This is a genomic window from Massilia brevitalea, assembly GCF_030711405.1.
Lineage (GTDB): Bacteria > Pseudomonadota > Gammaproteobacteria > Burkholderiales > Burkholderiaceae_D > Telluria > Telluria brevitalea.
This window is the reverse complement of sequence record NZ_JAULSI010000082.1, coordinates 1-10,978: the sequence shown is the minus strand read 5'-3', so window position 1 is coordinate 10,978 and position 10,978 is coordinate 1. Positions and strand designations below refer to the sequence as shown.

At 65.4% G+C, this 10,978-nt stretch carries 10 protein-coding genes; 4 read left to right on the top strand and 6 right to left on the bottom strand.

Features of this window, described 5'->3' with window-relative positions:
- Nucleotides 1-103 precede the first annotated feature (103 nt).
- Nucleotides 104-1,021 carry an NAD(P)-dependent oxidoreductase gene (locus tag QWL29_RS25910; protein WP_305825738.1) on the bottom strand — a complete coding sequence of 306 codons (918 nt, stop codon included), beginning with the start codon at nt 1,019-1,021 and terminating at the stop codon, nt 104-106.
- Between the two features lie 94 nt (nt 1,022-1,115).
- On the opposite strand from QWL29_RS25910, the gene QWL29_RS25905 reads away from it, so the two are divergent.
- Nucleotides 1,116-1,685: an acyloxyacyl hydrolase gene (locus QWL29_RS25905; RefSeq protein ID WP_305825737.1), complete on the top strand. Its 570-nt coding sequence runs from the start codon at nt 1,116-1,118 to the stop codon at nt 1,683-1,685.
- A gap of 116 nt (nt 1,686-1,801) precedes the next feature.
- Complete coding sequence (locus QWL29_RS25900) at nt 1,802-3,238, top strand: DHA2 family efflux MFS transporter permease subunit (RefSeq protein WP_370663748.1); 1,437 nt, start codon at nt 1,802-1,804, stop codon at nt 3,236-3,238.
- Nucleotides 3,239-3,251: 13 nt separating this feature from the next.
- On the opposite strand, the gene QWL29_RS25895 is transcribed toward QWL29_RS25900, so the two are convergent.
- A complete protein-coding gene (locus QWL29_RS25895) occupies nt 3,252-3,536 on the bottom strand; it encodes a hypothetical protein (protein ID WP_305825736.1) in 285 nt (94 codons plus the stop codon).
- Between the two features lie 189 nt (nt 3,537-3,725).
- Here QWL29_RS25895 and QWL29_RS25890 point away from each other — a divergent pair, with 189 nt between their 5' ends.
- A complete protein-coding gene (locus QWL29_RS25890; protein WP_305825735.1) occupies nt 3,726-4,700 on the top strand; it encodes a DUF2157 domain-containing protein in 975 nt (324 codons plus the stop codon).
- On the top strand, nt 4,697-6,349 hold the full coding sequence (locus QWL29_RS25885) for a GDYXXLXY domain-containing protein (protein WP_305825734.1): 1,653 nt from the start codon (nt 4,697-4,699) through the stop codon (nt 6,347-6,349). Before QWL29_RS25890 ends, QWL29_RS25885 begins: the two co-directional genes overlap by 4 nt.
- On the opposite strand, the gene QWL29_RS25880 is transcribed toward QWL29_RS25885, so the two are convergent.
- The 4 genes from QWL29_RS25880 to QWL29_RS25865 all read right to left on the bottom strand — a co-directional run bounded on the left by QWL29_RS25880 (nt 6,271) and on the right by QWL29_RS25865 (nt 10,734).
- The gene (locus QWL29_RS25880) at nt 6,271-7,089 is read right to left on the bottom strand and encodes a phosphatase PAP2 family protein (RefSeq protein WP_305825733.1); all 819 of its coding nucleotides are present in this window, start codon (nt 7,087-7,089) and stop codon (nt 6,271-6,273) included. The genes QWL29_RS25885 and QWL29_RS25880 overlap by 79 nt on opposite strands.
- Entirely contained in the window at nt 7,090-8,730 is a 1,641-nt protein-coding gene (locus QWL29_RS25875) for a phosphoethanolamine transferase (protein WP_305825732.1), read from the bottom strand.
- 89 nt (nt 8,731-8,819) lie between these two features.
- The gene (locus QWL29_RS25870; protein ID WP_305825731.1) at nt 8,820-10,058 is read right to left on the bottom strand and encodes a sensor histidine kinase; all 1,239 of its coding nucleotides are present in this window, start codon (nt 10,056-10,058) and stop codon (nt 8,820-8,822) included.
- On the bottom strand, nt 10,045-10,734 hold the full coding sequence (locus tag QWL29_RS25865; RefSeq protein WP_305825730.1) for a response regulator transcription factor: 690 nt from the start codon (nt 10,732-10,734) through the stop codon (nt 10,045-10,047). The genes QWL29_RS25870 and QWL29_RS25865 overlap by 14 nt, the downstream gene beginning before the upstream one ends.
- Nucleotides 10,735-10,978: the final 244 nt, after the last annotated feature.

The window sequence follows — 10,978 nt, the reverse complement described above, 5'->3', positions numbered from 1 at the left end:
TGCCGTTATCAGGAGGGTGGAGTCCATCACATTAGGGTGGGCACGTCATTGAGTCCCCCGGACTCAATGACCCCACGCGGTCGTACTCATGCACACCGCAACGTCACGCCTCCGGCAACCGATCCTCTCCCGTACCTAACCTCACCCCCGGATTGATCCGCTCCAGCGCCAGCAAGGCCGCCGCGTGATCCGCCCCGCCCAACTCCGCCTCGATCGACTCATAACTGCGCGTCGCCGCTGCCGTCATCGGCAAGCTCACCCCCGCCGCTCCCGCTGCCGCCAGCACATTGCGCAAATCCTTCAACTGGCTCTTCACCTGTCCACCCGGCACGAAATTCCGCTCCAGCATGCGCTGCCCATGCAATTCCAGAATCCGGCTCCCCGCAAACCCGCCCCGGATCGCCTCGCGCACCGCCGCCGGATCGGCCCCGGCCGCCTGCGCCAGCAACAATGCCTCGGCCACCACGTTCAAGGTCGCACCAACGATCAATTGATTGCACAGCTTGGCGACCTGCCCGCTGCCCGCCGGCCCCACCAGCCGCGCGCTGCCAAGCACCTCGAACAGCGGCAACGCCTCTTCAAAATCATGCAGGCTGCCCCCCGCCATGATCGCCAGCGTGCCCGCCTGCGCCCCCGGCACGCCGCCCGACACCGGCGCATCGAGAAAGCGCATGCCCTGCCCGGCAAGGCGCGCATGGAAGGCCAGCGCCTCGTCGTGCCGGGTCGAACTCATGTCGATCCACAAGCTTCCCGGCGCCATGGCCGGCAGCGCCGCATCCATCGTCATGCCCACGGCCGGTCCGGCTTCCAGCATCGAAACCACGATTGCGACGCCTCGCACCGCCTCGTCAACCGATTCGCATACCTGCGACCCATGCGTGGCAAGCGTGCGCGCCTTGGCTGTGCTACGGTTCCAGACGTGCAGGGGAAACCCGGCATCGGCCAGGCGCGCCGCCATCGGCTGGCCCATCAGGCCGATGCCCAGGAATGCCACCGTAGGGTAGCTTGCAGGGTGGCTCATACCGCTCCTTTTTCCGTTTTGGGTGGTGCGCTACGCGTTTTCATTTACACCAGTAAAATATTCGGCGATCGCCAGCATGGACTGGCGACTATCCATGAAAGCAATTATGTTCTCTATTAAAAAAATTAGCAGTCTCCTTGCCGCCGCGGTCCTGATGACGACCGGCCAGGCCTTTGCCGCCGACAATGGCTGGGTCGACTCGGCCACCTTCGAATTCGGTACCGGATCGAAAGTGCGCATGGGCCGCGTGGCCGTCCAGTCGAACTGGGACAAGCAGTGGTTCTCCTCGAACGGCCGCCACCTGGGCGGCTACTGGGACCTGTCGGCCGCCTACTGGCGCGGTTCGGCCTACCGGAATGTGGACGGCCAGCACCAGAACATCGGCGTGATCGGCATCACCCCGGTGTTCCGCTACCAGCGCGACGACAAGCTCGGCCTGTACGTCGAAGCCGGCATCGGCGCCAATTTGATGTCGGAACTGTATAACAACAGCGACAACCGCCTGTCGACCGCCTTCCAGTTCGGCGACCACCTGGGCTTGGGCTACGTCACCGCGAACAAGTGGGACCTCGGCCTGAAGTTCCAGCACTACTCGAACGGCAGCATCAAGAAGCCGAACAGCGGCGTCAACTTCGTGATTGCCCAGGCGCGCTACCAGTTCTAAGCGGCGCCCATCAGGGAACGCCCGTTTGAAAACGGCGTTTCCTGAATCATTTGACAATTTATGTGACAATTCGGTCAGGCGCCGCAGCCCGTGTGTGCCGAGCGTGCGAGGACCGATTGGATAGTTCTGCTGTCAAGACTTACCTGCCCTGGCTGGTCGCCACTGCCCTCTTCATGGAGCAGCTCGACGCCACGGTTGTTAACACCGCCATTCCCAGCATCGCGGCCAGCCTCGGGGTCACCCCGCTGAGCCTGAAGTCGATCGTCACCAGCTACATCCTCGGCCTGGCCGTCGGTATCCCCGTCAGCGGCTGGATGGCCGACCGTTTCGGTACGCGCCGCGTGTTCCTCACCGCCATCGGCATCTTTACCACGGCCTCGGTGCTGTGCGGCCTGTCGGTAAATGCCGAGATGATGACCGGCGCGCGCCTGCTGCAGGGCCTGGGCGGCGCCATGATGATGCCGGTCGGGCGCCTCGCCATCGTGCGCACCTTCCCGAAATCCGAATTGCTGGGGGCGATGAACTTCGTCATCATCCCCGCCCTGATCGGCCCGCTGCTGGGCCCGACCGTCGGCGGCCTGATGGTGCACTGGACTTCCTGGCGCGCGATCTTCTTCATCAACGTGCCCTTCGGCTTGATCGCCATATACCTGGTCTGGCGCCACATGCCCGACTACCACGGCGACGAGCGCCGCCCGCTCGACGTGCTCGGCCTGATCCTGTTCAGCACCGGCACGGCGATCCTGTCCTGGCTGCTGGAAATCTTCGGAGAACATACGCTTAGCGGCCCGACGATGGCCCTGCTGCTGGCGGTGTCGATCGGCCTGCTCGCCACCTATGCGCTGCACGCCAGCCGCATCAAGTTCCCGCTGCTGCGCCTGACGCTGCTGAAGGTGCGCACCTTCCGCATTTCCGTGGTCGGCGGTTTCGTCACCCGCCTGGGCGTGGGCGGCCTGCCCTTCCTGCTGCCGCTGCTGTACCAGCTGGGCCTGGGCTTGCCGGCCTGGCAGTCGGGCCTGCTGATGATGCCGTCGGCGGCCGCGGCGATGGGCATGAAGCTGATCGCACCCAAGGTGCTGGCGCGCTTCGGCTACCGCCAGGTGCTGGTGGCAAATACTCTGTGTATCGGGATCACGATTGCGCTGTTCGGGCAGGTGGGGCCGAGCACGCCGCTGGCAGCCATCGTCTGCATCAGCCTGATGCAGGGCTTCTTCAATTCGCTGCAGTTTTCCAGCATGAACACGCTGGCCTATGCCGACATCGAGACCAGGGATTCGAGCATGGCGAGCACGATCGCCAGCTCGTTCCAGCAATTGTCGATGAGTTTTGGCCTGGCCGCAGGCTCGCTGGTGACGGCCTGGTTCCTGGGACGCGTGCCGCAAACCAACCAGGTGCTGGTGACCGGCGCCCTGCACCATGCCTTCGATTTCCTGGCTGCGCTGACCGTGATCTCCGCCATCATCTTCTGGCGCCTGCGCCGCGAGGACGGCGACAGCATCAGCCGCGGGCGGGAAAAGGCGACCCAGGCCGAGCCGGTGGCCCAGCAGGCCTGATCGCCGCTATGTTTCAGGCCGCCTTGCTGACGAGCGTGGCCAGCACGCGCTCGCGGTTGTTCAGCACAAAGTTCACGAACATCGGTTCCTTGACGGCCAGCCGCACCAGGCCCGGCAGCAGCGGGTAGCAGAAGGTCGCCACCTTGCGCACGGTGTCGTCGTTCGACAGGGCCGCGTGGGCCGCAGTGCCGCCACCGCCCAGCAAGGGCATCAGGCTGCCCTTGTGCTTGTCGAGGATATCGTTCATTGGCGCAATCAATTTGCTGCCCAGGCCGGACGGGTCGCTCGCATTCTGCATGATGTTCTCCACACGATAGAAGGTGGCCATCATCGCCCCGGCATCGATCATCGTTAATGATTTTGAGCAATTAATAATCTCCTGCTAAGCTTGCTTAGAGAGGCGCTTGTTGATGATTCTGCAATACCTACGGTGAGAGCGCCTCTAGAATACGGACGGCTTTTCGCCCATGTCCAAGGAGACTGTCGCATGATGAGTACCCGCCTTGCCATCCTCGAACTCACCCACAGGCATAGCCTGGATGCAGCCACGCTGTCCTCGCTGTGGCGCATTGCCCGTCTCGGTGAACCGCCGCCACAGCTGCCCACCCTGATGCGGCGCGGCGTCGGCCTGCTGGCCGCGCTGCTCTTCGGCCTCGGCCTGATCTTCCTGGTCGCCGCCAACCTGGATGCACTGTCCAGGATGCAAAAATTCATCCTGCTGCAGGCGTGTACCGCGGCGGTCTGCCTGGGCGCCGCTTTCCTGCCGCGCATGCGCACGCCGCTGGCGCTGCTCGGACTGCTCGCCATCGGCGGCCTGTTCGCGTACTTCGGACAGACCTACCAGACCGGCGCCGACCCCTGGCAACTGTTTGCCCTGTGGGCCGTGCTGGCCTTGCCACTGGCGCTGGGCGCCCGTTCCGATACCGTCTGGAGTGCATGGGTGATTGTCGCCATGACCGGGCTCACCACCTGGGACGCCGCGCAGTCCGGCGGATGGCGTTTCATGGGCGAGGACCTGGGCATCCACCTGCTGGCCGCGCTGCTGGCGACCGCGATTGCCGTACTCATGAGCCAGGCGCTGGTCCGCTTCAGCGGCGCCGGCAAGGTGGCGTTCAACCTCGCGGTGTTGCTGGCAACGATGTCGGTTACGGGCGCCGGCATGCTGGCCCTGTTCGAACGGGGCGGCAATACGCTACTCTATTACTTGCTGAGCCTGATCGTTCTTGGTGCCGGCGCAGCCTTCCTCGCCCAGCGGGCACTGTTCGACGTGACCGCGCTCAGCGTGATTGCGCTCGGCCTCATCGTCCTGCTGGACGCCGGCTTGTTGCGCTTGTTTGACAGCGGCGGCAGCGGCACAGGCATCTTGCTGCTGGCCGGCCTGGCCGCGGTCGGATTGATGACGGTGGCCATGCGCTGCATTCTTGCGCTGTCGCGCGAATATGGCAGCGGAGGCAAGGCATGAGCAAGCATCTCGACACTGTCCTGCACAAAGCCGTCGACGAAGGGCTGCTGGCTGTCGCCCATACCGAGTTCGCAGACCAGCACCGGTCCTGGCCGGTGATCGTCATGACGGGCATCGCCGCCTGGTTTGCCGCGATTCCGCTGGGCGTGCTGGTCGGGCTGATGTTCTTGTCCGGCGCCAACGTGTACGGCACGGCTCTCGTGCTCGGCCTCGTCTTCCTGGGCGTGGCCGTGGCCATCCTGCACAAGGGAACGATCCCCCTGTTCCTCGAACAGCTGGCGATTCCCGGCCTGATCATCGGCACCGTACTCTTCGTTGTCGGGCTGGGCAACATGGGCTTTGCCAGCCATGACCTGGCCTTTGCCATGGCCGTCGCGGCGCTGCTGCTATTCGGCCTGGCCTTCCTGCTGCCGCAAGCCTGGCTGCGTGTGCTGCTCGGCGCGGCGGGCAGCAGCCTGGGGGTGATGGCGCTGGCGGGCGTTCCCCACGTCGGACATGGCCTGTTCAACTTGTCCTATCCACTGGCCTGGAAATGCCTGGCGGCGGTATGGCTGCTCGGCCAGGTCGTCCTGGCCCGCCTGGAGCGCACGCCGCAAGGGGCGGGCAAGGCGGCCGCCCTGGAGACAGTGCTTACCGGGATGGGCGGCATGACCCTGCTGGCGCTGGCCTATTGCTCAGGCCCGACTTTCCTGCTTAGCGCCAGCCTGACCAGCGGTTTCGACGGCAGCGATGCGGTGTATCTGCCGGGCAGGTTGAATGCCCTGTTGTCCGTGGCGTGCGCACTCGGCGCGGCCGGCTGGATGATGCACCGCTGGCCAGCCCTGCGCAGCGCCGCGTTTGCCGCACTGGGCGGGACCGCCGTGATCCTGTGCTGGCTGACGCCATCGCTGGGCGTGGTGCTGCTGATGCTGGCAGTTTGCGTGAGCACTGGCCGCCGCAACCTGGCCATGCTCGCCGCCGCAGCCGGGCTATGGATGGTGGGTGCGCTGTATTACTACCTGTACTGGCCGCTCGCCCACAAGGCCCTGTTCCTGCTCGGCTGCGGCCTGGCCTTGGGCGCCATTGCACGCTTCGCAATGCCGGACAGCCCGTCGCTTCTTGCGCCGGGGTCTGATCCGGCTTCCGATCCGCTGCCCCTGCTCCAGCCTGCCCCGGCCACCGACCGGCGCGCCGACCCACGCTGGAAGCGCGGCCTGCTCGCCGGCGCCGGCCTGCTGGCGCTGCTCATCGCGAGCGCCGCCATCTGGCAAAAGGAAGCGCTGATCCGCACCGGCCAGCCGGTCTTCGTCGAGCTGGCGCCGGTCGACCCGCGCTCGCTGATGCAAGGCGACTACATGGTGCTGAACTACGCCTTCCCTCCCGACCTGGATGTACGCGACAAGGCCAGGACCAGGCTGGTGGCGCAGCGTGCGCCGAATGGCGTGGTCAAGCTGCTGGGCGTACACGACGGCCGTCCCCTGGGTCCGCAAGAAATGCTGATCGAAATGATCACCAAGCGCGGTCGACCCCTGATCGTCACCGACGCTTGGTATTTCAAGGAAGGCGAAGCCAAACGTTGGGAAACGGCGCGCTACGGCGAGTTCCGCGTCGATTCAAACGGCAAGGCCTTGCTGGTGGGTTTACGCGGGCCGAACCTGGAAAGACTGTGAAGCAGGCGCGGCCGATGCCGCGCCTGCAGCCACTGCAAGCCCAGCACCAGCACGAATACCACCGTGCAGGCAATCCAGATCGACCACAGCGTATGCGTGAGGAAGTGCGCGCCGCGCAATTGCTGCAGCCAACCTACCGCCCCGCCGAACGCGAGCGCCGCCAGCACGGCACGCAGCGCCGTACGCGGCCGGGCGGGCAGCCATAGCACACACAGCGACACCAGCCACAAGGCGCTCGATGCATGCCCGGCTGGCAGGCAATGGCCCGGCTGCACGCCAAACGGCAAGGCATCGAACAGGCGCAGATAAGGTTCATTACCGCCATAGCGCGCCAGGTCCCATGGACAATGGGCGACACTGGCCTGCTTGAGCGAACTGATCACCAGCGGCACGAGCAAGGCCGACAAGCCGATCACGCGCAAGCGCAAGCGTGCCGCCAGGCTGCGGCCGGCCGGCGGCCAGCGCGTATCGTACAGGGCTGCCAGCATGCAGCCGATGGCGGCCAGCGTCAACGCCGTTTTCAGGATGCCATGGCTAAAGGTTTCGGTGAGCCAGGCATGGCGCCAGGGGAAATCGTGGATGCCGGCATCGTAGACGGCATCGGCCAGCATCAGGTCGATGTCGGTACAGCTGCCCAGCCAGTAGATAAAAGCAGCGCAGAGCGCGAGTGCGGCGCCGATGCGCCATGCGCCGCGCGTACAGATCAGGGCCGACGCACTGTGCTGGTACCGGACGCGCATTCACATTCCCCGGGTGCAGGCATGGAACAGGTCGAGCTTCGGGTTCAGCACGGCCGTGTTCACGTCGAGCAGGCCCAGCACGGAGTGGAACACATTGTCGTGCGACAGCGCCTCGCTGCGGCGCGCCATCAGGCAGTTGCGGTCGATGCCGAAGCGTTCGCTGAAATGATCCGACATCCACAGCATCATCGGTACCCGGGTCTGCTCGTCGGGCGCGAACATATAGGGTGCGCCGTGCAGGTAGAGATTGTTTTCGCCCAGCGATTCGCCGTGGTCGGAGAAATACAGCATGGCCGTGTCCACGCCGTCCTGCTCGGCGGCGGCGCGCAGGGTGTCGATGGTCTTGCTCAGGAAATAATCCGTATAGAGAATGGTGTTGTCGTAGGCATTCGCAATCGATGCGGCCGTGCATTTGTCGAAATCGTTGCTGTCGCAGACCGGATTGAAACGGCCGAAGTCGTGCGGATAGCGCTTGGCGTAAGCCGGGCCATGGCTGCCTTTCTGGTGCAGGACGATGACCAGGTCGTGTTCGCTGCGGCGTATCAATTCCGGCAAGCCGCCCAGCAGCCCTTCGTCATAGCATTCCTCGCCTGCGCAGAAGCCGTTCGGGCCGTCCGGGCGCGACAGGTCTTCGAAGGCCACACGTGCGCACACGCCCTTGCAGCCCGAATTGTTATCGCGCCACAGCACCTTGAAGCCGGCGTGGTCCAGCACGTCGAGCAAGCCTTCCTGGCTGGCCGCTTTCGATGCTGAATATTCCTCGCGGCCAAAGGCGGAAAACACGCAGGGCACCGACACCGCCGTCGCCGTGCCGCAAGAACGCACGTTGGAGAAATTGATCAGGCCCGGCTGGCGTGCCAGCAAGGGATTGGTCTGGCGCCGGTAGCCGTTCAGCGAAAAGTTCATCGCACGCGCCGTTTCGCCGACCACGATCACGGTCACCGTCCTGCGCGTCTGTCCGGCCCAGGCCTTGCCCTTCATCGCATCGCGTCCGAGCGGCGCCACCACGACCGGCGTGGCCCACTTGCCGCGCAGGTAGCCATTCATGGCCTGGATGGTGTTGGTGGGCGTAAGCAGGAAGCGCAGCTCGCGGTGCTCGCGCACGGCCGGCGCCAGGCTCTTGAAGAGCAGCACCAGCAGCAGGAGCGCGAGCAGCAGCGATCCGCCCGCGATCCCCGCCCGTTGCACCAGGCCGCGCCGGCCCTGGGGATAGGCGATCCGGGCCCGCGCGATCCAGCTTGCCGGCAGCAGCCCGAGCAGGCCGACCGTCAGCAGCATGTTCCAGCTGACCAGCTCGCCTGCTTCGCGCATGTCGGTCTCGAACACGTTCTGGACCATGGCGCGATCGATCACGATGCCGTAAGCGGCAATGAAATAGCTGGCCGTCGAGGCCGTGACCAGCAGCAGGATGAAGACCGGCTTGGCAACGAAACGAAAGCTGGCCAGCGTCAGGCAGGCATTGAAGAACAGCACGATGATGAGCATGGCGCCACCCAGTAGCGGCAGGCGCCCTGGCGTCAGCCCGCCCGCCGCCGCGGTAAAGGTAGTCCAGAACTTGATGTTGCCCGCAGTGGCGAGGAAAACGGCCACCGCCAGCGTGAGAAATGGCGCGCTGATGCGCCTTGCGAGAAGCTTGTCCAAACTGACATCCATGCATACGTGGCGGCCGGGATCGGCCACGCTTGCATCAAGGATAAAAAACACGGCGTCAGGCGCCGGTCAGCAGAACGTTAAGTTGGTGTGAAATCGATGATGAACCGGCTGCCGCCGCCCGCCCGGTCCTCGTAGGACAGCGTGGCGCCCAGGTACTCGCAGATGCGGCGCACCAGCGACAGGCCAAGGCCGGTGCCGGCCGAGCCTCGCGACGGCACGCCGGCCGGCGCGCTGCCCGGCTGCAGCAGCGTGTCGCGCACGGCTGCCGGCAAGCCGGGGCCGGTGTCTTCGACGACCACCTGCCCTGTCTTGACCTGCACCAGCACTTCGCCGCGCTCGGTGTACTGGCAGGCGTTGCGCACCAGGTTGCCGATGGCGGCGGTGCAGAGTTCCGCCGGCGCCCGGATGGCAAACGCCGGGCCGTCCTGGTAGCGCAGCGCTACCTGGCGGCCGGCCACCAGCGGCCGGTAGCGCTGCGCTTCGCGCGCCGCGATGGCGTCGACCTGCACCGGCGCCAGGCGTCCGAGCTCGGGGGCGCGCGCCAGCAGGAGCAGCACGGTCACGCACTCGGCCGCTTCGTGGGCGGCGCGGTAGATGCGTTCGGCCGGCGCGCGGATCGCCTCGCTGCCGGCCTGGGTCATGAGGATCTCGGCGGCGCCCATGATCACGGTGAGCGGGCTGCGCAGTTCGTGGCTGACGTCGCCCGTGAAAAAGCGTTCGCGGTCGAGGAAGGCGCGCAGCTCGGCGGTATGGGCTTCGAGGGCGCGCGCCAGGATGCCGAGTTCGTCGCCGCGATCGGTCAGCGGCAGGCTGCTGCTGCCGCGCCCAACGGCGTCGGCCAGCTCGGTGATCGGATTGACGATGCGGCGCGCCAGGAAGCGGCCCAGCACGGCAGCGAACGCCATGATGCCGAGCAGGACCGCGGCAAACATCGAATACACGACCAGCTCCACCTTTTCGTAGTCGCTTTCGTGGTCGACCACGATGTACGGACCATTAACGTCGGCGCCGGTCAGTACGTGCAGGCCAACGCCGTCGACGTCGACTTCCGACACGCCCTCGGGCAAGCCGCGCAGCGATTGCGGGATGTCGGCGCCGCGATGAAAACGCAGCCCGGCCGGCATCTCGGTCGAGAGGCCAGCGGCCTGGCGCGGCGAGGCCCAGCGCGCCGCTTCGCCCAGGCGGTTGTCGACCAGGTGCACCTCGATGCCCTCGATGGCCAGCGCTGCGATCACCGCAATGAACAGCGACAGCACGATGCTGAAGGAGACAAAGGCGACGACGATGCGCCGCCGCAACGACTCAGCCGCGCGCATCGGGCAGCACCAGGCGGAAACCGACGCCGGCGACCGTGCGCAGCATCGCGTGTTCGTAGGGTTTGTCGAGCGCCTGGCGCAGCGCGTGGATGTGGGTGCGCAGCGCATCGCTGTCGGGCCGGTCCTCGCCCCACACGGCCTGCTCCAGCGTTTCGCGCGGCACGATGCGCGGCGCCGCCTGCATCAGGGTGCGCAGCAGGATGTAGCCGGTCCGGGTCAGCACCACAGGTTGGCTTTCGCGGCGCGCTTCCTGGGTATCGGGGTCGAACTCCAGATCGCCGAAGCGCAGCTTGTGGCTGACCGCATGCTGGCCCTCGGCGCGCCGAACCAAAGCTTTCAGGCGTACGTCGAGTTCGACCAGCGAGAAGGGTTTGATCAGGTAATCGTCGGCGCCGCTGTCGAAGCCGGCCACCTTGTCGCTCAGGCTGTCGCGCGCCGTGAGCATCAGCACTGGCGTCGTGATGTTGAGTTCCTCGCGCAGCTTCTGGCATAGCTCGATGCCGTTCAGGCCGGGCAGTCCGATATCAAGCACGATCACGTCGTACTGGTTCTCCGATGCCAGCGCGAGCCCCGCATAGCCGTTGCGCGCCGAGTCGAGCACATGGCCTTTCGGCTCCAGGAAGCCATACAAATTAGCCAGGATATCCGGGTGGTCTTCGACGATGAGGATGCGCATGCCTATATTGTACGATGCGCGCTCGCAGAAATCGGCAACCGCGTAGGGTGGGCATGTGTGGTGCTGGCATTCAGCCAGCACCACTGCCCACGCGGTCTCACCTGTCGTTCATTGGCGCCATGTGCAAACTGCCATGCAATCAAAACAGGCGTTGAAAAGCAAAAAACCCCGCAGAGATCACTCTGCGGGGTTTTCGCATTTACTACATATTAACTAGCCTGACGATAACCTACTTTCACACTGG

What these genes read in the sequence shown, in the direction of transcription:
- QWL29_RS25910 (WP_305825738.1), bottom strand. Translation starts at nt 1,021, where the DNA reads ATGAGCCACCCTGCAAGCTACCCTACGGTGGCATTCCTGGGCATCGGC.
- QWL29_RS25905 (WP_305825737.1), top strand. Translation starts at nt 1,116, where the DNA reads ATGAAAGCAATTATGTTCTCTATTAAAAAAATTAGCAGTCTCCTTGCC.
- QWL29_RS25895 (WP_305825736.1), bottom strand. Translation starts at nt 3,536, where the DNA reads ATGCAGAATGCGAGCGACCCGTCCGGCCTGGGCAGCAAATTGATTGCG.
- QWL29_RS25890 (WP_305825735.1), top strand. Translation starts at nt 3,726, where the DNA reads ATGATGAGTACCCGCCTTGCCATCCTCGAACTCACCCACAGGCATAGC.
- QWL29_RS25885 (WP_305825734.1), top strand. Translation starts at nt 4,697, where the DNA reads ATGAGCAAGCATCTCGACACTGTCCTGCACAAAGCCGTCGACGAAGGG.
- QWL29_RS25880 (WP_305825733.1), bottom strand. Translation starts at nt 7,089, where the DNA reads ATGCGCGTCCGGTACCAGCACAGTGCGTCGGCCCTGATCTGTACGCGC.
- QWL29_RS25870 (WP_305825731.1), bottom strand. Translation starts at nt 10,058, where the DNA reads ATGCGCGCGGCTGAGTCGTTGCGGCGGCGCATCGTCGTCGCCTTTGTC.
- QWL29_RS25865 (WP_305825730.1), bottom strand. Translation starts at nt 10,734, where the DNA reads ATGCGCATCCTCATCGTCGAAGACCACCCGGATATCCTGGCTAATTTG.